A 19,739-nucleotide genomic window follows, 5' to 3' on the forward strand; every position below is an offset into this window, starting at 1 on the left:
AGACTTAGACATCCACCTCGGCGTCCAGAGCGTTTTCCTGGATGAACTCCCGGCGAGGCTCGACCAGATCGCCCATCAGGCGACTGAACATCTCGTCGGCGTCGTCGGCGTGATTGACGCGAACCTGCAGCAGGGTGCGGGCCTCGACATCCAGCGTCGTCTCCCAGAGCTGATCCGGGTTCATCTCGCCCAGACCCTTGTAGCGCTGGATGCTCAGCCCCTTGCGCCCGGCGTCCATCACAGCGGCGATCAGATCCATCGGCCCCCGGACGGTGGTCGACTTGTCCTTGCGGCGGAACACGGCCCGTCCCGAGAAGATCTCGGCCAGGGCCCCGGCCCGCTCGGCCAGACGACGGGCGTCGGCGGCGTGCAGCAGACCATCGTCCAGCACCACGTTCTCGGTGACGCCGCGGCGGACGCGCTTGAAGACATAGGCCGTGTCATTGCGCTCGCCGGTCCACGGGCCGTCGCCTTCCTCGGCGTAGAGATCGAGACGGGCCGCCGCCGCGGCGATGTCGGGGGTTTCGCCCAGCAGGCCGGCCAAGGCCGATTGCTCGATGGCGAATGACGGCGCGCGGGCGGCGAGGCGGTCGATATTGCCCTTGGCCTGGCGGCACAGCTGCACCAGAGCCAGAAGGTCCTGGCCGGTGCGGCGCTCGCCCGACGGCAGGTCAAGCTCGGCCCCATCGACGCCTTCGTCGATCAGGAAGGCGTCCATCTCGCTGTCGTCCTTCAGATAGCGCGAGGACTTGCCCTTGGCGGCTTTATAGAGCGGCGGCTGGGCGATGTAGATGTAGCCGCGCTCGATCAGCTCGGGCATCTGCCGGTAGAAGAAGGTCAGCAACAGGGTGCGGATGTGGGCGCCGTCGACGTCGGCGTCGGTCATCAGCACGATCTTGTGGTAGCGCACCTTGTCCGGGTTGAAGTCGTCGCGACCGATGCCGGCGCCCAGCGCCGTGATCAGCGTGCCGATCTGGTCGGACGACAGCATCTTGTCGAAACGCGCGCGCTCGACGTTCAGGATCTTGCCGCGCAGCGGCAGAACGGCCTGGTTGTCGCGGTTGCGGGCCTGCTTGGCCGAGCCGCCAGCCGAGTCGCCCTCGACGATGAAGATCTCGGACTTGGCCGGATCGCGCTCGGAGCAGTCGGCCAGCTTGCCGGGCAGCGAGGTGATGTCGAGCGCGCTCTTGCGGCGGGTCAGTTCGCGGGCCTTGCGGGCGGCTTCGCGCGCCGCGGCGGCCTCGGCGATCTTGCTGACGATCGCTCGCGCCTCGTTCGGGTGCTCCTCGAACCAGGTCGCCAGCCCCTCCTGCACCAGGCCTTCGACGGCCGGGCGCACCTCGGACGAGACCAGCTTGTCCTTGGTCTGCGAGCTGAACTTGGGGTCGGGCACCTTGACCGACAGCACGCAGGTCAGGCCTTCGCGGGCGTCTTCGCCGCCGACGCTGACCTTTTCCTTCTTGGTGATGCCCGAGCTCTCGGCATAGCCGGTGATGATCCGGGTCAGGGCGGCGCGGAAGGCTGACAAGTGCGTGCCGCCATCCCGCTGCGGGATGTTGTTGGTGAAGCACAGCATCTGCTCGTGGTAGCTGTCGTTCCACCACAGGGCCAGATCGACCTCGACCTTGTCCTTGACGCCACGCACCGAGATCGGGGCCTTCAGCAGCGGGGTCTTGACCTTGTCCAGGTGGCGGACGAAGGCCTCGATGCCGCCGTCATAGTGCAGCTTTTCTTCCCACGGCTCGGCGTCGCGATGGTCCTTGAACCAGATCGTCACGCCCGAGTTCAGGAACGCCAACTCGCGCAGGCGGTGCTCCAGGGTCTTCCGGTCGAACTCGATGAACGCGAAGGTGGACCGCGACGGGAAGAAGGTCACTTCCGTGCCCGTCAGGGTCTCGCCCGCCTTGGGTCCCTCCTCGCGCACCGGGGAGTCGCCGGTGACCGCCAGCGACGTCACCGCGTCACCGCGCTCGAAGCGCATCTGGTGGACCTTGCCATTGCGGTGGATCAGCAGCTCCAGCCAGTCCGACAGGGCGTTGACGACCGAGACGCCGACGCCGTGCAGGCCGCCCGAGACCTTGTAGCTGTTCTGGTCGAACTTACCGCCGGCGTGCAGCTGGGTCATGATGACCTCGGCCGCCGAGACGCCCTCGCCCTCGTGCATGTCGACCGGGATGCCGCGGCCGTCGTCGGTGACCGTCACCGAACCATCGGCGTTGAGGATCACCTGGACCTTGGTCGCGTGGCCGGCCAGAGCCTCGTCGATGGCGTTGTCGACCACCTCATAGACCATGTGGTGCAGGCCCGAACCGTCGTCGGTGTCGCCGATATACATGCCGGGGCGCTTGCGGACGGCGTCCAGGCCCTTCAGCACCTTGATCGAGTCCGCGCCGTACTGGGCGGCGGCTTCCTCGGTGGTCATTTCGGGGGCCGGCGCTTCGGGAACTTGGTCTTCGGTGTTCTCGGTCATTCGTCTTCCAGAGTGGTCAGGCCGGCGTCGCACACGCGAACGCCTAGCGCCCGACCCTTGAGATGGTCGAACAGCGACTCGTCCGTGCCGGTGAGGAAGGCCTGGAGCTTGAGCGCCGTGAGTTCGTCGGCCAAGGCGGCCCGACGGGTAAGGTCGAGATGCGCGGCGACTTCGTCGAGCAATATTACAGGATTCGGCGCTGATTCCGCACGCGAAAGTCGCGCCGCCTGGGCCAAAACCAGGTTCAATATCAGGGCTTTTTGCTCGCCCGTGGAGCATTCCGCCGCCGGACGGTCCTTGTCGACGTGGAAGATGGCCAGGTCTCCGCGATGCGGACCGGTCAGGGCGCGTCCGGCGGCCCCGTCGCGAGGGCGCGCGGCGGCCAGGGCGGCGGCCAACCGCGCCTCGATCTCGGCGAAAGGAACCTCGTCCAGCGCCATCCTTTCCCATTCGCCGGTCAGGGTCAGACGCGCCCGCGGGAACGGCCGGTCGCCGCGTCCGTCGATCTCGTTCTGCAGAGCCAGCAGCGTGCGGGCGCGAGCCTGGGACATAAGGGCGCCAGATTCCGCCAGTCGGGCCTCAAGCGCGTTCAGCCAGGTCGCGTCCGGCGCGCTCCCGGCCTCGGCCGCGTCGGTCAGCAGGCGCATCCGCTCCCGCTGGGCCTTGTCATAGGCGTTGGCGTTGGACGCGTGGCTGGGCTCGCCGGCGAAGACCAGGCGGTCGAAGAAGCGGCGGCGCTCGGACGCGGCCTCCAGGAACAGGCGGTCCTGGGCGGGCGTCAGCCAGATCGGCCGGACGTGATCGGCCAGGCGGCCGGGCGAGACGGTCTCGCCCTCGATGCGAACGGCGCGGCGGGCGGCGCCGCCCTGCTCGACGCCAGTGCCGATGCGAACAGGGGCGTCCCGCCCGCTCTCGACTTCGGCGGCGACGGCCCAGGCCCGGCCCACCGCTTCACCGGGCAAGCGCCGGCCGACCTCGGCCATGCTGGCGCCGCGCAGGCCCTTGCCGGGGGTCAGCAGGCTGATCGCCTCGAGCAGATTGGTCTTCCCCGCCCCATTGGCCCCAAACAGGTAGACGCTGCGCCCCTCGGTCTCGAGGCGAGCGCGCGCGTAGGAGCGAAAGTCCGTCAAGGTCAGGGAAAGCAGTGCGGCCGACGCCATGGGGCGTTCTTAAGCGCTGTCGCCGGCCGGCGCTACTCAGGCCGTCAGCCCAGCTTGTAGCCGCAGAGCTTGTTGCCATCGAGATCGCGGAAATAGGCGAAATAGGCCTTCGGCATCCGCGCGCCCGGCTGGCCTTCGTCCTTGCCGCCCAGTTCCAGGGCCTTGGCGTGGAAGGCGTCGACCTCCTCGACCGTGTCGAACGCGAAGCCGCCCATCATGCCGTTGCCGACGCAGGCCGGATTGCCGTCGTATGGACCCAGAACCCCGAACATGCAGCCATCGCCGCGATAGAGACGGCCGCCCGACGGGTGGTCGAACAAGGGCTTCATGCCGATCGAGCCCAGCAGGCTGTCATAAAAGGCCTTGGCCTTTTCGAGGTCGTTCGAACCGACCGTCACGTAGTTCAGCTTGGCCATGGGCCGCCTCCCGTTTTCTTACGAAACGGACCTTAACGCGCTTATGGGCATTCGCAACATGGCCCTTGCGTCAGGGCGGCCGGGCCGCGCGCAACCACGCCGCGGCGCCCCAGACAGCGGAACGGGCGCCGAAGCGCCCGCCCTATCGTCTTCAGAGCCTGTCGCGAGATCAGACCCGCAGCGGCATCAGCACGTATTTCACGCCCGGATCGACCGGATCGACCACCAGGGTCGGGCTGGCCGGGTCGGCGAAGCGGAACTCGGCCTGAGGGCCGGCGATCTGGCCGCAGACGTCCAGCAGGTAGCGGGCGTTGAAGCCGATCTCGAAGGGCTCGCCGTCATAATCGACCTCGACCTCTTCGACGGCCTGGCCGGCTTCCATGTTGCGGACGGTCAGGGTGATGCGGCCCGGCTCGATGGCCAGCTTCACCGAGCGGCTCTTTTCGGCCGAGATGGTGGCCACGCGGTCGACGGCCTTGGCGAACAGGTCGTTGTCCAGGGTCAGGATCTTGGCGTTGTCGCGCGGAATGACGCGCAGATAGTCGGGGAAGGCCCCGTCGATGACCTTGGACGTCAGGGCGGCCTGACCGAACTCGAAGCGGACCTTCTGGGGCGAGACCTGCAGGTCGACCGTCTCGCCGGCCGATTCCATCAGGCGGCGGGCCTCGGCGATGGTCTTGCGCGGCACGATCACGCCCGGCAGGCCGACAGCGCCTTCCGGAGCGGGCATCTCGGCGAGAGCCAGGCGGTGACCGTCGGTGGCCACGGCGCGCAGCTTGGTCTCGCCGCCCTCGTTGACCGTGTGGACGTAAAGGCCGTTCAGATAGTAGCGGGTCTCTTCGGTCGAGATCGCGAAGCGGGTCTTGTCGATCAGTCGGATCAGCTCGTTGGTGTCGACCGCGATGCGGCTGGAGAGGCCGTCGCTGCTCATCACCGGGAAGTCGCCGGCCGGCAGCACCGGCAGGTTGAAGCGCGAGCGACCGGCCTGGATCACCAGGCGCGGATCATCGCCGCTGAAGCTCAGCGAGACGTCGGCGCCGTCCGGCAGCTTGCGGACGATTTCATAGAGGGTGTGGGCCGGCGCGGTGATCTGGCCAGGCACGTCGATCTGGGCGAAGCCCTCGTCGATGATCTCCATGTCCAGGTCGGTGGCCGAGAAGGACAGGCGATCCCCTTCGGCCGACAGCAGGATATTCGACAGGATCGGGATGGTGTTGCGGCGCTCGACGACGCTCTGCACGTGACCCAGCGCCTTCAGGAGCGCCGCCCGTTCGATTGTAAGCTTCATAGTCCGGTCCAGATCGTGCGGGCGGAATGCAAGGAATCGCCCGCTACCCCCGTTGAGAATGGACCGCCGACATTATCGCAAAGCGCGGAGGGGGAAAGGGGGCGCGCCCGTCATTCGCGCGCCCCGGAGTCCGAAAAACGAAGCTTTCCGCCCCGTCAGGCCTTCTGATCGAACGAACCGCCCGAGTTATCGCCGTCCGTGGCGCTGGCATAGGGATTGGCGGCCGCCGCCGACTCGCCCGTCGAAGGTCCCGTCGAGCCCTTGGCCGCCACGGCGACCATGGCCGGACGCACCAGGCGCCCCATCAGTTCGTAACCGGCCTGCAGCACGGTGATCACGCCGCCGGCGGCGACGTCGGTCGCCGGCTGCTCCATCACCGCTTGGTGCAGGTGCGGGTCGAACTTCTCACCCTTGGCCGGGTCGATCTTCTTCAGGCCATTGCGTTCGAAGGCGCCTTGCAGCTCCTTCTCGGTCATCTCGACGCCGATGATGAAGTTCTTCACCGCCGCGTCAGTCGAGTCCTTGGGGCTGTGGGCCGTGGCGCGCGACAGGTTGTCGGCGACGCCCAGCAGGTCGCGGCCGAACTTCTGGATCGCATAGGCGCGGGCGTCATTCATTTCGCGCTCGGCGCGGCGCTTGGTGTTCTCGGCCTCGGCGGCGTAGCGCAGGGCCTGCTCCTTCAGAGCGGCCACTTCCAGCTTCAGCGCCTCGATCTCCTGCGACGCGTCGTCAGCTTCGAAGGCGACGTCTTCAGCCGGCGTTTGCTCGTCGGTCATCTCGTACAGTCCTTATCCATCCATCATCCGCCCGAGCACCCGGGCGGTATAGTCCACCAACGGGATGACGCGAGCGTAGTTCAAGCGGGCGGGCCCGATCACGCCGATCGCGCCCAGCACCTTCTGCCGGCCCGTCATATAAGGCGCCGCGATCACCGAGGAACCCGAAAGCGAAAAGAGCCGCGTTTCGGCCCCGATATAGATGCGCACGCCCTCGGCGTCACGGACGTCGTCCAGCAGGCCGATCAGCTGGCCTTTCTGCTCCAGGTCGTCGAACAGCTGGCGCACGCGGTCGATGTCCTCGCGGGCCCGGGCGTCGGCCAGCAAGTTGGCCTGCCCGCGCACGATCAGCGAGCGGGCGTCGCCCTCGCCGCCGCTCCAGGCGGCCAGGCCATCCTCGACGAGGCGGGCGGCGGTCTCGTCCAGCTGGCGGCGGGCGATGTCCAGCTCGCCGCCCATCTCGGTCCGCGCCTCGGACAGGGTGCGGCCGCGCAGGCGGGCGTTGAGGAAGTTGCCGGCCTCCTGCAGCGCCGAGGGGGTGACGCCTGGGGCCTGACGCATCAGCCGGTTCTCGACCTGACCGTCCTCGAACACCATGACCGCCAGCACCTGGCCGCCGCCCAGCGGCACGAACTCCACGTGCTTGACCCCGCCCTCGCGGACGGGCGTGACGACGATGCCCGCCCCGCCGGCCAGCCCCGACAGCACCGACGAGGCTTCCGACAGGGCCTCCTCGAACGAGCGCCCCTTCACGGCCAGCCGCGCCTCGATGGCGCGCTTTTCCTCTTCGCCGATGTCGCCGACCTCCAGAAAGCCGTCGACGAACATCCTCAGGCCCGCATGGGTCGGCATACGGCCGGCGCTGGTGTGAGGGGCGTCCAGCAGGCCCAGCTGCGCCAGGTCCTGCATGGTGTTGCGGATCGAGGCGGGCGACAGGGCCAGGCCGCCCTTGGAAATGGTGCGCGACCCCACCGGCTCGCCGGTCTCCAGGTACGACTCCACGACCCGACGGAAGATGTCGCGGGCGCGGGAATCCAGCTCGCCCAGACCCGGGGCGCGGACGATCGGTCCTGGAAACAGGTGGGTCATGCCAGCGTGTCGTTTGTGACCCGGTCAGCGGACAAAAGCGGTCGGCCTCTTTCAACTACGGCTATCAATAGGATAAGCGGCCCCTCACACACATTCAAATATCCCTGAGATCAGGAGTTTCCTCATGCGTCCGTCCGAACGCGCCCCCGACCAGCTGCGCGCCGTCACGCTGGAAACCGGCGTCAACCGCTACGCCGAGGGCTCCTGCCTGATCAGCTTCGGCCACACCAAGGTGCTGGTCACCGCCACGGTCGAGGAGAACGTTCCCGGCTGGATGCGCAACAAGGGCGCCGGCTGGGTCACGGCCGAGTACGGCATGCTGCCGCGCGCGACCCACACCCGCGGCCGCCGCGAGGCCGCCGTCGGCAAGCAGACCGGCCGCACCCAGGAAATCCAGCGCCTGATCGGCCGTTCCCTGCGCGCCGTCGTCGACCTCAAGGCCTTGGGCGAGCGCCAGATCAGCCTGGACTGCGACGTCATCCAGGCCGATGGCGGCACCCGCACCGCGGCGATCACCGGCGCCTGGGTCGCCCTGCGCCTGGCCGTCAACTACCTGCTGGAAGAGGGCGTGCTGAAGGCCGACCCTATCCTGGGACAGGTGGCGGCCGTCTCGTGCGGCGTCTTCAAGGACACGCCCGTCCTCGACCTCGACTACGAAGAGGACAGCAGCGCCGAGGCCGACAGCAACTTCGTCCTGACCGACGTGGGCGACATCGTCGAGATCCAGGCCACCGGCGAAAAGCGCGGCTTCACCAAGTCCGAGTTCCAGAGCCTGTTCGATCTGGCCGAGAAGGGCATCAACGAGCTGTTCGCCATGCAACGGGCGGCGATCGGGGCATAAGGACGTCCCCATTTCGGATAGGCTTCCGAAAGGGAAGGGGCGGCTTGTCTTGCTTCCAGTCGCCGTCGCCCTTGCCCGGACGGGGCGTCGGTCCCAGATTCCAATCCCAAGGATCAGGAGTTTCGCGTGACCACCCCGTTCGAAGGCCATGAAGTCGAAGCCCGCCTGCGCCCTTCGGCGGAGGCCTATCGCTTCGACCTGGACCAGGCGCTGTCCTCCATGGTGGCGCTGGAAGCCACCGTGCCGCCCGACGCCTATACGGCCGGGATCCTGGGAACCGAGCGCGTCGGCAACGGCGTGGTCATCGGCCCCGGCGGCCTCGTGCTGACCATGGCCTATCTGATCACCGAGGCCGAAGAAGTCATGCTCACGCGCAACGACGGCCGCCGCGTGCCGGCCCACGTACTGGGCCTGGATGTCCGCTCGGGCCTGGGCCTGGTCCAGGCGCTGGAGCCGCTGGACCTGCCGGTCATGACCATCGGCAGCGCCAAGGACCTGAACGTCGGCGCGCCGATCATCGCCGCCGGCGCGGGCGGCCGCGCCCACGCCGTGGCCGGCAAGGTCCTGGCCCGCATGCCGTTCGCCGGCTACTGGGAATATCTGCTGGACGACGCCATCATCACCGGCCCGGCCCATCCGCACTGGAGCGGCGCGGCCCTGATCGGCCCCAAGGGCGACCTTGTCGGCCTCGGCTCCCTGACCCTGGAAGGTCGCGACAACGAAGGACAGGCCCGGCCGATCAACATGTTCGTGCCCGCCGAGCTGTTGCCGCCGATCCTGGACGAGCTGGCGCGCGGCCGCAGCCCGCACCCGCCGCGACCGTGGCTGGGCGTCTTCGCCCAGGAGATGGAGAACCACGTGGTCATCGTCGGCATCTCGCCCAAGGGCCCGGCCGCCCGCGCCGAGCTGAAGGCCGGCGACCTGATCCTGGCCGTCGACGGCATGCCGGTCTCGGATCTCGCCGAGTTCTACGACAGGCTCTGGAACCTGGGCGACGCGGGCGTCAGCGTGCCCTTGAAAATCCTGCGCGAGGGCGACGCCTTCGAGGTCGAGATCCGCTCGATGGACCGCGCCAGCCTGCTGAAGAAGCGACGCCTGAATTGACCAAGGGCCCCTGGGACCAGCCCGAGAGGCCGCCGCCGGCGCGATCCGCGCGGCCGGCGGTTCCGCGCCATCGGCTCTGGCTGTGGCTGGGCCTGTTGGCCGCCATCGGCGTCCTGGCCTTGGCGCTGTGGCGCGCTTTTCCGGAGGCGATGCGGACCGGCGACGACAAGGCCGACCTTGTCTACCAGATCGGCGTGATCGTTCTGGTCTCGACGGCGCTGCTGCGCGGCCTGCAAGGCTCGATCGGCCAACACCTCAAATATGTCGCCCTGTGGAGCGGGATCATCGCGGTGCTGGCGCTGGGCTACGCCTATCGCGCGGAGCTGGCCGAGGTCCCGCAGCGATTGAAGCTGGCCTTCAATGTCGGCACGCCCGTGGCGGTCGGCGAGCGCACCCTGGTGGTGCCGCAGGGCGATGACGGCCACTATGTCGTCGACGGCCTGGTCAACGGCCAGCGCGTGCGGTTCATGGTCGACACCGGCGCGACCGAGACGGTGCTGAGTCCCGACGACGCCCGCCGCCTCGGCGTGCCCGTCGACACGCTGAACTACGGCTACGAGACCGAAACGGCCAACGGCAAGGGCTATAGCGCCGCCTACGACGCGACGAGCCTGGAGATCGGCTCGATCAAGCTCGAGGGCTTCCGGGTGATGGTCAACAAGGCCCCGATGAACGGCTCGCTGCTGGGGATGAGCTTCCTCAAGCGCCTGGACGCGTTCGAATTTCGCGACCGCCAGATGATCCTGAAGTGGCGCGAGGACGAGAAAGGACGCGCCTACTAGGCGCGCCCTTTCCGGTGAAGCCGCTTAACGCGGCTGTGGCGGCGCGACCCAGCCGTCGGCGTTGTCGATATAGGCTTTCCGGCTGGCCTTGTCGTACAGGCAGAGCTTGGCGTTGTTGGAGCCGCGCGAGCGGTCGGAGACCAGAACGGCGACCTTACCGACACGATCGTCGAAGCCGATAATCGGCGACGGCCGGGCGTTGCGGTAGCCCGAGGCGGCGACGCAGCTGCGGGTGACCCGCTGGTTGAACTCGGCCCAGGCGCCCGGACTGGAGGCTTGGGCGGAGACGGCGGACGCCAGGGCGCCGACGGCGAAGACAGAAGCGAAGATTACGCGAGTCACGGTCAATTTCGATTTTCCCAGGATGGCGAGGCGCCCCCGCCTCCCCGTTGAAACGCCTTGCCCGGTCTGCGGTTTCGTCGCGCGGCCCGACCTAGCCGTCGTCTTCGTCGTCGTCATGCCCGCCGGCCGGGCCGTATTCGAAGGTCAGCAGGTCGCCGGGCTGGCATTGCAGCTCGCGGCACAGGGCGTCGAGGGTCGAGAACCGGACGGCGCGGGCCTTGCCGGTCTTCAGGATCGACAGGTTGGCGATCGTCACCCCTACCCGGTCGGAGAGCTCCGTCAGCGACATTCGTCGGTCGAGCAGCACGCGGTCGAGGTTCACGCGGACGGGCATGCGGGGATCGCTCCGGTTCAGATCGTGAGTTCGGCTTCGCGACGAAGGCGGGCGCCCTCGCGGAAGACCTCGGCCAGGACGAAGACGACCAGCACCGAGAACCAGGCGGTCAGGGTGAAGCTGTCGTCGATGACCTTGGCCTTGGGAGCCAGCCAGCGGGCCATGCCCGAGAAGACGTACCGCCCGACCTCCAGCCCGGCCAGGACGAGGCCGATCAGGCGCAGGCGCACCACGTTGTCGGGATGGAAGGGGTCGCCGGCGGTGAGGGTGGCGAAGATCTTGCGCAGGCGCTCGACGATGACCATCCAGCCGCCCAGCAGCAGCGCCCAGGCGGCCAGGGCGCCGGCGAACAGCGGTCCGTCGCGGCTGATGGCCTCGACGGCGTCGCTAATCGGCAACATCGAGGCCAGAAGTTCGGGATTGAAGCTGAACAGCAGGGCGACCAGCGTGAACAGCGACAGAAGACTCACAAAGATCCACAGCCCGACATAGATCACGTCGAGAATGATCTTCAGAAAACTCGATACGGAGCCTGGGCCCAAGGCGCGCATGGCTACTTCCCCCCGACGGCGACGCCAAGCAAATTGCCCCGCGTCGCGGCGGGCGTCAAAAAACCAAGTCTCGGCTCCGGAAACCCTTACGCCGCCTAGAGCGTCCGCACCACGAAGGCCACGGCCGACACCGGCACGGCCACGATGAGCGCGGCGGTGATGACGGTCATGAGAACCTTGTCGGCGATGCGGAACAGGCGGGCGGCGGACATCGTGTTTTCCAGTTTGAGAGACGTGGACGGGGTCGAGCCATTCGGCCTCTATCCACAGGTCAACAGATAGAGCGCGATTCCGGTTCCGCCAATGTTGTTTATCGAGAAACGATATTAAACTCTGGTAATGATGCACGCTCGCGCGGAACAGTTGCCGTTGGGTCACAGTGGTGTCGACGGCGGTCCGCAAGGCGGGGTAAGGAAGCGCCGGAGTGCGTTAGGGAGACATCGGATGGCGCTGAAGCTTGAACCGGGCGCGAGGCTCGTGCTGGCCACCCACAATCCCGGCAAGGCGCCCGAGATCGCCGCCCTGCTGGACGGCCGCTTCGAGATCGTCACGGCCGGCGCGCTTGGACTGCCCGAACCGGACGAGACCGAGAGCACCTTTGTCGGCAACGCCTTGCTGAAGGCCCGTCACGCCGCCGACCGCTCGGGTCTGCCGGCCCTGGCCGACGACAGCGGCCTGTCGGTCAAGGCGCTGGACGGCGCGCCGGGCATCTTCTCCGCCCGCTGGGCCGGCCCCTCCAAGGATTTCGTGGCGGCCATGAAGAAGGTCGAGGCCCGGCTGGAGGAGACGGGTTCCGACGACCGCTCGGCCTGGTTCACCTCCGCCCTGGCGGTGGCCTGGCCGAACGGACCGGCCGCGGTGGTCGAGGGCCGCGTCGACGGGATCCTGGTGTTCCCCGGCCGTGGGACGCGCGGCTTCGGCTACGATCCGATCTTCCAGCCCGAGGGCCAGACCCAGACCTTCGGCGAGATGGAGCCGGCCGCCAAGGACGCCATGAGCCACCGCGCCCGCGCCTTCGCCAAGCTGAAGGCGGCGCTGATTGACTGATCCCTCCAGGGCCTCGCTGGGCGTCTATGTCCACTGGCCGTACTGCGCGCGCATCTGCCCCTATTGCGACTTCAACGTCGTGCGCGACCGGGGCAAGACGGACGAGCAGGCGGCGCTGGCCGACGCCATCGTGGCAGACCTGGAGGCCCAGCGGGCCCTGACCGGCGAGCGGGATCTGTTGTCGATCTTCTTCGGCGGCGGCACGCCCTCGCTGATGGATCCCACCCAGGTGGCCCGGGTGATCGACGCCGCCAGGCGCCTGTGGTCGCCGGTCGCCGACCTGGAGATCAGCCTCGAAGCCAATCCGACCGACGCCGAGGCCGACCGCTTCGCCGCCCTGGCCGACGCCGGCGTCCAGCGCCTGTCCCTGGGCGTCCAGGCGCTGGACGACGCCTCGCTGAAGGCGCTCGGCCGCAACCACGACGCGGGCGCGGCGCGGCGGGCGATCACGGCGGCGACCGGAGCCTTTCCGCGCCTCTCGATCGACCTGATCTACGCCCGCCCCGGCCAGACCGACGCGGCCTGGCGCGCCGAGCTCAGCGAAGCCATCGCCCTGGGCCCCGAGCACGTCTCGCCCTACCAGCTGACCATCGAGGCGGGCACCGCCTTCGACCGGGCGGTCGGACGCGGAACCCTGGTCGTCCCCGACGAGGACCTGGCCGCCACCCTGTTCGAGACGACGCAGGAGATCCTGGAGGCCGCCGGCTTCGACGCCTACGAGGTGTCCAACCACGCCAGGGGCGCCGCCGCCCGCTCGCGGCACAATCTCGTCTACTGGCGGGGCGTCGACTATGTCGGGGTCGGACCCGGCGCGCATGGACGCCTGGCCTTGCCCGAAGGCCGCGCCGCGACGATCGCCCACCGCGCCATCAAGGACTACATCGCCGCCGTGGCCGAGACCGGCCTCGGCTTCGCGCGCGAGACGCTCACCCCCGAGGAAGCGGCCGAGGAACGCCTGGTCCTGGGCCTGCGAATCGATGACGGCGTCCTTTTCGACGAAATGGCCCCTCTGGGCCTGACCCCCGACCTGCCCAAGGTCCGCGATCTGGTCGAGGCCGGCCTGCTGGTCGATGATCGCAACCGATTGCGCGCCACCCGCGCCGGCCGCCTTGTGCTGGATCGGCTGACAGGCGCGCTCGCGACCTGATATGGGTTCTCTCCGCGACCGAAGGACACCCGCACGTTGAGCCGTCAGCTTCCCCCGCCAGCCCTGTCCGACGCGCCCCTGGCGCCCGGCCTCTATCTGGTGGCGACGCCGATCGGCAACCTGCGGGATATCACCCTGCGGGCGCTGGACGTGCTGGCCGCCTGCGACATCCTGCTGGCCGAGGACACCCGCGTCACCGGCAAGCTGCTGGCGGCCTATGGGATCAAGACCAGGCTGGAGCGCCACGACGAGCATGTGGCCGAGCGCGCCATCCCGCGCATCCTGGAACGGCTGGAGGCCGGCGAGCGCGTGGCCCTGGTCTCGGACGCCGGCACGCCGATGGTCTCCGACCCCGGCTACCGTCTGGCCCGCGAGGCGATCGCCGCCGGCCATCCGGTGATCCCGATCCCCGGCGCCTCGGCCGCCCTGGCCGCGCTGACCCTGGCCGGCCTGCCCACCGACCGCTTCCTGTTCGCCGGCTTCCCGCCGCCCAAGAGCGCCGCGCGGCGGACCTTCTTCGAGGAATTCGCCAACACCCGCGCCACCCTGATCTTCTACGAGGGCGCCTCGCGGGTCGACGACTGCCTGGCCGACATGGCCGCCGTGTTCGGCGGGACCCGGCAGGCCGCCGTGTGCCGCGAGCTGACCAAGCTCTACGAGACGTGCGTGCGCGGCCCGCTCGCCGAACTCGCCGCGGATCCGCGCTTCGAGGCGCCCAAGGGCGAGATCGTCATCCTGGTCGGTCCCGGGACCGAGGAACTGGCCACCGCCGACGACGCCGAGGCCGCCCTGCGCGAGGCCATGGCCCGCCTGCCCCTGGGCGAAGCGGCCGCCGAGGTCGCCAAGGCGCTGGGCCTGTCGCGCAAGGACCTCTATCGCCAGGCCCTGGCCATGAAGGAACAGGCCTGATGATCGCCGGCGGCCGCCAGACGCGTGTTCGGCAAGAGCGGGGCGCGGCGGCGCGCAAGCTCGGACGGCGGGCCGAGGTGGTCGCGGCGCTCTGGCTGATGATGAAGGGCTATCGGATCCTGGGCTTCCGCCTGGCCACGCCGCTCGGCGAAATCGACCTGCTGGCGCAACGCGGCAAGGTGCTGGCCGTTGTGGAGGTCAAGCAACGCGCCACGATCGAGGACGCCCTGGACGCCGTGACGCCCACTCAGCGCGACCGCCTGCGGCGCGCCGCCGCCCATGTCAGCGCGCACCGCATGGCCCTGCGCGATCTCTTCGTACGCCTGGACCTCATCGCCCTGGCCCCCGGTCGCGCGCCGCGCCACCTTCCCAACGCCTGGGGGGCCGCATGACGCGCGAAGAGGCCGAAGCCATCCTGACCAGGGCCGGCGAAGGCCCCGACGAAGGCTTCCCGCTGTTCGAGGCGGCTCTGGCCTGCGCCGTCCACGACGATCCCAGCCGCGACACCCAACCGGCGATGGACATGGCGCGCGACGCCGTCGAACGCCTTCGCCGCCGGGCCGAGGCCGAGTCGCCCGAGGAGGCCGTGGCCGAGACCCTGGCCGGGGATCTCCGCCTGACCGGCGACGTGCTGACCTATGACCATCCCGACAACGCCGATGTCATCGCCATCGCCGAGCGCCGCAAGGGCCTTCCGGTGGCGCTCGGCGTCTTCTACCTGCACGCCGCCCGGCAGGTCGGGCTGGAGCTCTACGGCGTCGACTTCCCTGGCCACTTCCTGCTGCGGATCGAGACCGAGGAGGGCCCGCTGGCCCTGGACCCGTTCAGCGAGGGCCGGGTGGTGCTGCCGTCGGAGCTGTCGCGCCGGGCGCTGCGAACGGGCCTGATGCCCGACGTCGCCTCGCGGCTGGAGCTTCTGATGGCGCCGATCTCCGACCGCGCCGTGCTGATCCGCCTGCAGAACAACATCTTCGCCCGCGCCCAGCAGGCCAAGGACTGGGTGCGCGCCGAGCGCTCGGCCCTGCGCCGCGCCCTGCTCAACCCCGCCGACCACCGCCCCTGGCTCGACGTCGCCGCCGCGCGCGAAGGCCAGGGCGCCCTGGCCGGCGCCCTGCAGGCCCTCTCGCGCGCCCAGATCCTGGACGGCGGCGCCGCCATCGCCGCCCGAGCCGCGCGCGAACGGATGCGGCTAAGGCTGAACTAGAACGCGTCCGCCGTTGGACCTGGGCGCGAGAACGCCTAACTAAGCCGTCGCGTCCAAACGCCAGGAAGAACCCCAGGAGCCCCCATGTCGCTGCGAGTCGCCGTCCAGATGGATCCCGTCCTGGGGATCAACATCGAAACCGACACGACCTTCCTGATGATGATGGAAGCCCAGGCCCGGGGCCACAAGCTGTGGTTCTACACGCCCGACAAGCTGTCGCAGGAAGATGGACGGGTGTTCGCCCGCGCCCAGTCCCTGGAGCTTTCGGCCGTCCACGGCGCGCACGCTAAGCTGGGCGAGCTGACGGTCCTCGACATGAAGGACGACATCGACGTGGTGCTGATGCGCCAGGATCCGCCGTTCGACATGGCCTACATCACGGCCACCCACTTCCTGGAGAAGGTCCACCCCCACACCCTGGTGGTGAACAACCCCGCCGAGGTGCGCAACGCGCCGGAGAAGCTGTTCGTCACCGACTTCCCGGGCGTGCAGCCGCCGACCCTGATCACCTCGGACCACGAGGCGATCTACGACTTCCGCGCCCGTCACGGCGACATCGTGCTGAAGCCCCTCTATGGCGGCGGCGGCTCGGGCGTGGCCCGTCTGCTGGCGGACGATCCGAACCTCGACGCCCTGCTGGAACTGCACGCCATGATCGGTCGCGAGCAGGTCATCGCCCAGAAGTTCGTGCCGGCCGTCAGCAAGGGCGACAAGCGCGTTCTGCTGGTCGACGGCGAACCCGTCGGGGCCATCAACCGGGTGCCGGCCGACGGCCAGGTGCGCTCCAACCTTCGGGTCGGCGGCCGCGCCGAGGCCGTCGAACTGACCCCGCGCGACCTCGAGCTCTGTCGGATCATCGGTCCCGAGCTGAAGCGCCGTGGACTGATCTTTGTCGGCATCGACGTCATTGGCGAGTACCTCACCGAAATCAACGTCACGTCACCGACCGGCGCCCAACAGCTGAAGCGTTTTACCGGGATCGACGCGGCGTCTGTACTTTGGGACCGTATCGAGGACATTCGCCGAAACGGTGGGTAACTCTGCGGAAACGTGGCGATTTCGCGAAACGTTCGTTTTTCGTTCTTGCTCCATTTCACGAGCTATGCTGTGACTTGTGGATAAAGTTGTTATCCATGAGGGACTTGGATGGCCGCCAAGGTGGTCACCGTCGCGTTCGAGGGCGTGGAGGCCCGACGCGTCGATGTCGAGGTGCAGCTGACGACGGGACTGCCATCCTTCGTGGTGGTGGGACTGGCCGACAAGGCGGTGGCCGAAAGCCGGGAACGGGTGCGCGGCGCGTTCGCCGGCCTGGGGCTTTCCATGCCGGGCAAGCGCATCGTCGCCAATCTGGCGCCGGCCGACATGCCCAAGGAAGGCACGCACTTCGACTTGCCGATCGCCCTGGCGGTGATGTCGGCCATCGGCGTGATCCCGATGGACGCGCTGGACGGCTGGGCGGCCATGGGCGAGCTGTCGCTGGACGGCCGCATCGTACCGGCGGCGGGCGCCCTGCCGGCGGCGATGGCGGCCGGGGCCATGGGGCTTGGCCTGATCTGTCCGGAGGCCTCCGGCCCCGAGGCGGCCTGGGCCGGCGAGACCCGGATCCTGGCGCCGCGCTCGCTGGTCGCCCTGATCAATCACTTTCGGGGCAGCCAGATCCTGTCGGCCCCGGCGCCCGGCCCGATCGTCGAGGGCGAGCGGCCCAAGGACCTGCGCGACGTCAAGGGCCAGGAGCACGCCAAGCGGGCCCTGGAGATCGCCGCGGCCGGCGGCCACAACCTGCTGTTCGTCGGCCCGCCCGGATCGGGCAAGTCGATGCTGGCCCAGCGCCTGCCGGGCCTGCTGCCGCCGCTGAGCTCCAGCGAACTGCTGGAGACCTCGATGGTCCACTCGGTGGCCGGGCTGATCGCGCGCGGCGCCCTGACCCGCGACCGCCCCTTTCGCGCGCCGCATCACAGCGCCAGCATGGCCGCCCTGACCGGCGGCGGGCTGAAGGCCAAGCCGGGCGAGGTGTCGCTGGCGCATAACGGCGTACTGTTCCTCGACGAGTTGCCCGAGTTCGGCGTCCAGGCCCTGGACAGCCTGCGCGCGCCGCTGGAGACCGGCGAGGTGATGGTGGCTCGCGCCAACGCCCACATCCGCTACCCGGCCCGGGTGCAGCTGGTGGCGGCCATGAACCCCTGCCGCTGCGGCCACGGCGGGGCCGGGCGCGGCGCGTGCGGCAAGGCGCCCCGGTGCCAGCGCGACTACCAGGGCCGGGTCTCCGGCCCGCTGATGGACCGCATCGACCTGGCCGTCGACATGCCCGCCGTCACCGCCGCCGACCTTTCCCTGCCGCCGCCCGCGGAAGGCTCGGCCGAGGCCGCCGCGCGGGTGGCGCGGGCCCGGGCGCTGCAGCGGGACCGCGCCTACGCCCTGGAGGTCGCCGACGGCCTCAACGGCCGCGCGGAAGGCGCCTTCCTGGAGAAGATCACCGCCCTCGACGCCCCCGGCCGCGCCTTGCTGGCCCAGGCCGCCGAGGCCGGTCGGATCAGCGCCCGGGGCTGGACCCGGACCCTGCGACTGGCCCGCACCATCGCCGATCTGGAGAGCGCCGACGCCGTTCGCCGGGTCCACGTGGCCGAGGCCCTGGCCTATCGGCGGACGACGACGCCGGGTGAAGAAGCGGTTCGCGTTTGACCGCCCGTTAAGCCGCGGCGGGTAAGCTTGATCCCCATGAGCGATCCGAAACCCGGCGTCACGCCCGAGCAGCTGGCCACCCTGAGCCACGAGTTCCGCACCCCGCTGAACGGCGTGCTGGGCATGGCGCGCCTGTTGGAAAACACCAAGCTGACGGCCGAGCAGCGGTCCTACGTCACCGCCCTGCGCGAAAGTGGCGACCACCTGCTGTCGCTGGTCAATGACGTGCTGCACTTCGCCCGCCTCGGCGCGGCCTCGATCGAACTGTCGCTGGCCCCGGTCGATATCGAGGGTCTGCTGCGCCAGGTCGCCGAGCTGATGAGCCCGCGCGCCCACGAGAAAGGCGTCGAAATCGCCTGGGCCGTACCCACGCCGCTGCCGACCATCCAGGCCGACGAAGGGCGCCTCCGCCAGATCCTGCTGAACTTCGCCGGCAACGCCGTGAAATTCACCGAGGCCGGCGGCGTGCTGCTGACGGCGACGGCCACCACGCCCCCCCAAGGAGAAGAGGGCGGCCGCATCCGCTTCTCGGTCGCCGACACCGGCCCCGGCGTCGCGCCGGACGCCCGCCGGCGGATCTTCGACGCCTTCGTCCAGACCGACATCACCCACGCCACCCAGCTGGGCGGCGCGGGCCTGGGCCTGGCCATCGTCTCCACGCTTGCCAAGGCCATGAACGGCGAGGTCGGGGTCGGCGGCGAGCTGGGCCAGGGCGCCGAGTTCTGGTTCGAGGCGCCCTTTGAGGTGGCTGCTCCCGCGCTCCGCGCCAGCCCGCTCGAGGGCCGCGCCGTCGCCATCGCCTCGCCCAACGCCATCGTCCGCGCCGCCACGGCGCGTCAGATCGAGGCCGCCGGGGGCCGCGCCTTCGCCGCCGTCGACATCGCCTCGGCCCTGTCGGGCGCGCCGGCCGACGCCGTGCTGCTGATCGACGCGGCGCTGTCGGGTCCGCGCGGCGCCCTGAAACCGCCCGTCGGCCGCAAGGCCGTGGTGCTGCTGACGCCCGAGCAGCGCGACCGCATCGAGCCGCTGAAGACCGCCGGCTTCTCGGGCTATCTGATCAAGCCGCTGCGCGCCGCCTCGCTGGTGGTCCAGGTGCTGCAGGCCGGCGAACCCGAAGCGACGCCCGCCGCCGAGACGCCCCATGACGACCGCGTCGCCGGCGCGGTGGCCCATGGCGTCCGCGTGCTGCTGGCCGAGGACAATCCGATCAACGCCCTGCTGGCCCGCACCCTGCTGGAGCGCGAGGGTTGCAAGGTCGACCGCGTCGCCGACGGCGAGCAGGCCGTGGCCGCCGCCTCGGCCGGGGCCTACGACCTGATCCTGATGGACCTGCGGATGCCCGGCCTGTCCGGCGTCGAGGCCGCCAAGGCCCTGCGCGCCAAGGGCGTGGCCTCGCCGATCGCCGCCCTGACCGCCGACGCCTTCGACGAGGACAAGCGCACCTGCCTGGCCGCCGGCATGGACGACTTCCTGGTCAAGCCCCTCACCCAGGAAGCCCTGCGCGACGCCCTCAAGCGCTGGACGACCTCGGGCGTCGCGAATGGACTTGGCGGCGGCTGGACGAAAACCGCGACGCGAGCCAAGGTCGCCGGCTAGATCC

21 protein-coding genes are annotated in these 19,739 nt (G+C 69.5%); 11 read left to right on the forward strand and 10 right to left on the reverse strand.

Annotated features, from left to right (window positions below):
- Positions 1-4 precede the first annotated feature (4 nt).
- From gyrB to hrcA, 6 genes are all read right to left on the reverse strand, one after another.
- On the reverse strand, positions 5-2,470 hold the full coding sequence (gene gyrB / locus EIK80_RS11960) for a DNA topoisomerase (ATP-hydrolyzing) subunit B (protein WP_199743454.1): 2,466 nt from the start codon (positions 2,468-2,470) through the stop codon (positions 5-7).
- Positions 2,467-3,630 carry a DNA replication/repair protein RecF gene (gene recF, locus EIK80_RS11965; RefSeq protein ID WP_125157202.1) on the reverse strand — a complete coding sequence of 388 codons (1,164 nt, stop codon included), beginning with the start codon at positions 3,628-3,630 and terminating at the stop codon, positions 2,467-2,469. The genes gyrB and recF overlap by 4 nt, the downstream gene beginning before the upstream one ends.
- A gap of 44 nt (positions 3,631-3,674) precedes the next feature.
- The gene (locus tag EIK80_RS11970; protein ID WP_125157203.1) at positions 3,675-4,046 is read right to left on the reverse strand and encodes a VOC family protein; all 372 of its coding nucleotides are present in this window, start codon (positions 4,044-4,046) and stop codon (positions 3,675-3,677) included.
- Between the two features lie 169 nt (positions 4,047-4,215).
- Positions 4,216-5,334, reverse strand: coding sequence for a DNA polymerase III subunit beta (gene dnaN / locus EIK80_RS11975; RefSeq protein ID WP_125157204.1), 1,119 nt, complete (start codon positions 5,332-5,334; stop codon positions 4,216-4,218).
- Between the two features lie 155 nt (positions 5,335-5,489).
- On the reverse strand, positions 5,490-6,110 hold the full coding sequence (gene grpE, locus EIK80_RS11980) for a nucleotide exchange factor GrpE (RefSeq protein ID WP_125157205.1): 621 nt from the start codon (positions 6,108-6,110) through the stop codon (positions 5,490-5,492).
- 12 nt (positions 6,111-6,122) lie between these two features.
- The gene (hrcA, locus tag EIK80_RS11985; protein WP_125157206.1) at positions 6,123-7,199 is read right to left on the reverse strand and encodes a heat-inducible transcriptional repressor HrcA; all 1,077 of its coding nucleotides are present in this window, start codon (positions 7,197-7,199) and stop codon (positions 6,123-6,125) included.
- Between the two features lie 124 nt (positions 7,200-7,323).
- Here hrcA and rph point away from each other — a divergent pair, with 124 nt between their 5' ends.
- From rph to EIK80_RS12000, 3 genes are all read left to right on the forward strand, one after another.
- Positions 7,324-8,040, forward strand: a complete 717-nt coding sequence (rph, locus tag EIK80_RS11990) for a ribonuclease PH (RefSeq protein WP_125157207.1) — start codon at positions 7,324-7,326, stop codon at positions 8,038-8,040.
- A 126-nt stretch (positions 8,041-8,166) separates the two neighbouring features.
- Positions 8,167-9,144: a S1C family serine protease gene (locus EIK80_RS11995; protein WP_125157208.1), complete on the forward strand. Its 978-nt coding sequence runs from the start codon at positions 8,167-8,169 to the stop codon at positions 9,142-9,144.
- A complete protein-coding gene (locus EIK80_RS12000) occupies positions 9,141-9,926 on the forward strand; it encodes a TIGR02281 family clan AA aspartic protease (protein ID WP_125157209.1) in 786 nt (261 codons plus the stop codon). Before EIK80_RS11995 ends, EIK80_RS12000 begins: the two co-directional genes overlap by 4 nt.
- A gap of 24 nt (positions 9,927-9,950) precedes the next feature.
- Here EIK80_RS12000 and EIK80_RS12005 read toward each other — a convergent pair whose 3' ends face one another.
- The 4 genes from EIK80_RS12005 to EIK80_RS12020 all read right to left on the reverse strand — a co-directional run bounded on the left by EIK80_RS12005 (position 9,951) and on the right by EIK80_RS12020 (position 11,365).
- Complete coding sequence (locus EIK80_RS12005; RefSeq protein WP_125157210.1) at positions 9,951-10,274, reverse strand: hypothetical protein; 324 nt, start codon at positions 10,272-10,274, stop codon at positions 9,951-9,953.
- A gap of 85 nt (positions 10,275-10,359) precedes the next feature.
- Positions 10,360-10,602 (reverse strand): helix-turn-helix transcriptional regulator, encoded by a 243-nt coding sequence (locus tag EIK80_RS12010; protein ID WP_125157211.1) that lies wholly within the window; start codon positions 10,600-10,602, stop codon positions 10,360-10,362.
- Between the two features lie 17 nt (positions 10,603-10,619).
- Positions 10,620-11,153, reverse strand: coding sequence for a DUF2975 domain-containing protein (locus EIK80_RS12015; RefSeq protein ID WP_099581882.1), 534 nt, complete (start codon positions 11,151-11,153; stop codon positions 10,620-10,622).
- Between the two features lie 95 nt (positions 11,154-11,248).
- Positions 11,249-11,365: a hypothetical protein gene (locus EIK80_RS12020; protein ID WP_125157212.1), complete on the reverse strand. Its 117-nt coding sequence runs from the start codon at positions 11,363-11,365 to the stop codon at positions 11,249-11,251.
- A 232-nt stretch (positions 11,366-11,597) separates the two neighbouring features.
- Here EIK80_RS12020 and rdgB point away from each other — a divergent pair, with 232 nt between their 5' ends.
- The 8 genes from rdgB to EIK80_RS12060 all read left to right on the forward strand — a co-directional run bounded on the left by rdgB (position 11,598) and on the right by EIK80_RS12060 (position 19,735).
- Positions 11,598-12,200 carry an RdgB/HAM1 family non-canonical purine NTP pyrophosphatase gene (gene rdgB, locus EIK80_RS12025; protein ID WP_125157213.1) on the forward strand — a complete coding sequence of 201 codons (603 nt, stop codon included), beginning with the start codon at positions 11,598-11,600 and terminating at the stop codon, positions 12,198-12,200.
- A complete protein-coding gene (gene hemW / locus EIK80_RS12030; RefSeq protein WP_125157214.1) occupies positions 12,193-13,347 on the forward strand; it encodes a radical SAM family heme chaperone HemW in 1,155 nt (384 codons plus the stop codon). Before rdgB ends, hemW begins: the two co-directional genes overlap by 8 nt.
- A 36-nt stretch (positions 13,348-13,383) precedes the next feature.
- Positions 13,384-14,256: a 16S rRNA (cytidine(1402)-2'-O)-methyltransferase gene (gene rsmI, locus EIK80_RS12035; RefSeq protein WP_125157215.1), complete on the forward strand. Its 873-nt coding sequence runs from the start codon at positions 13,384-13,386 to the stop codon at positions 14,254-14,256.
- Positions 14,256-14,648: a YraN family protein gene (locus EIK80_RS12040; protein WP_125157216.1), complete on the forward strand. Its 393-nt coding sequence runs from the start codon at positions 14,256-14,258 to the stop codon at positions 14,646-14,648. The genes rsmI and EIK80_RS12040 overlap by 1 nt, the downstream gene beginning before the upstream one ends.
- On the forward strand, positions 14,645-15,460 hold the full coding sequence (locus EIK80_RS12045; protein WP_125157217.1) for a SirB1 family protein: 816 nt from the start codon (positions 14,645-14,647) through the stop codon (positions 15,458-15,460). Before EIK80_RS12040 ends, EIK80_RS12045 begins: the two co-directional genes overlap by 4 nt.
- Before the next feature lie 84 nt (positions 15,461-15,544).
- Positions 15,545-16,498: a glutathione synthase gene (gshB, locus tag EIK80_RS12050; RefSeq protein WP_125157218.1), complete on the forward strand. Its 954-nt coding sequence runs from the start codon at positions 15,545-15,547 to the stop codon at positions 16,496-16,498.
- A gap of 108 nt (positions 16,499-16,606) precedes the next feature.
- Positions 16,607-18,139, forward strand: coding sequence for a YifB family Mg chelatase-like AAA ATPase (locus EIK80_RS12055; RefSeq protein WP_125157219.1), 1,533 nt, complete (start codon positions 16,607-16,609; stop codon positions 18,137-18,139).
- Positions 18,140-18,175: 36 nt separating this feature from the next.
- Positions 18,176-19,735 (forward strand): response regulator, encoded by a 1,560-nt coding sequence (locus EIK80_RS12060; RefSeq protein WP_125157220.1) that lies wholly within the window; start codon positions 18,176-18,178, stop codon positions 19,733-19,735.
- Positions 19,736-19,739: the final 4 nt, after the last annotated feature.

Origin of the sequence: Caulobacter sp. 602-1, assembly GCF_003931565.1 — a bacterium.
In the GTDB taxonomy this organism is placed as follows: Bacteria; Pseudomonadota; Alphaproteobacteria; order Caulobacterales; family Caulobacteraceae; genus Caulobacter.

Coding starts and splice junctions, on each gene's coding strand:
- dnaN (WP_125157204.1), bottom strand. CDS start 5,334: ATGAAGCTTACAATCGAACGGGCGGCGCTCCTGAAGGCGCTGGGTCAC.
- EIK80_RS12020 (WP_125157212.1), bottom strand. CDS start 11,365: ATGTCCGCCGCCCGCCTGTTCCGCATCGCCGACAAGGTTCTCATGACC.
- EIK80_RS12040 (WP_125157216.1), top strand. CDS start 14,256: ATGATCGCCGGCGGCCGCCAGACGCGTGTTCGGCAAGAGCGGGGCGCG.
- grpE (WP_125157205.1), bottom strand. CDS start 6,110: ATGACCGACGAGCAAACGCCGGCTGAAGACGTCGCCTTCGAAGCTGAC.
- EIK80_RS12045 (WP_125157217.1), top strand. CDS start 14,645: ATGACGCGCGAAGAGGCCGAAGCCATCCTGACCAGGGCCGGCGAAGGC.
- EIK80_RS12055 (WP_125157219.1), top strand. CDS start 16,607: ATGGCCGCCAAGGTGGTCACCGTCGCGTTCGAGGGCGTGGAGGCCCGA.
- recF (WP_125157202.1), bottom strand. CDS start 3,630: ATGGCGTCGGCCGCACTGCTTTCCCTGACCTTGACGGACTTTCGCTCC.
- gyrB (WP_199743454.1), bottom strand. CDS start 2,470: ATGACCGAGAACACCGAAGACCAAGTTCCCGAAGCGCCGGCCCCCGAA.
- EIK80_RS12060 (WP_125157220.1), top strand. CDS start 18,176: ATGAGCGATCCGAAACCCGGCGTCACGCCCGAGCAGCTGGCCACCCTG.
- hrcA (WP_125157206.1), bottom strand. CDS start 7,199: ATGACCCACCTGTTTCCAGGACCGATCGTCCGCGCCCCGGGTCTGGGC.
- EIK80_RS11970 (WP_125157203.1), bottom strand. CDS start 4,046: ATGGCCAAGCTGAACTACGTGACGGTCGGTTCGAACGACCTCGAAAAG.
- rdgB (WP_125157213.1), top strand. CDS start 11,598: ATGGCGCTGAAGCTTGAACCGGGCGCGAGGCTCGTGCTGGCCACCCAC.
- rph (WP_125157207.1), top strand. CDS start 7,324: ATGCGTCCGTCCGAACGCGCCCCCGACCAGCTGCGCGCCGTCACGCTG.
- EIK80_RS12010 (WP_125157211.1), bottom strand. CDS start 10,602: ATGCCCGTCCGCGTGAACCTCGACCGCGTGCTGCTCGACCGACGAATG.
- gshB (WP_125157218.1), top strand. CDS start 15,545: ATGTCGCTGCGAGTCGCCGTCCAGATGGATCCCGTCCTGGGGATCAAC.
- EIK80_RS12015 (WP_099581882.1), bottom strand. CDS start 11,153: ATGCGCGCCTTGGGCCCAGGCTCCGTATCGAGTTTTCTGAAGATCATT.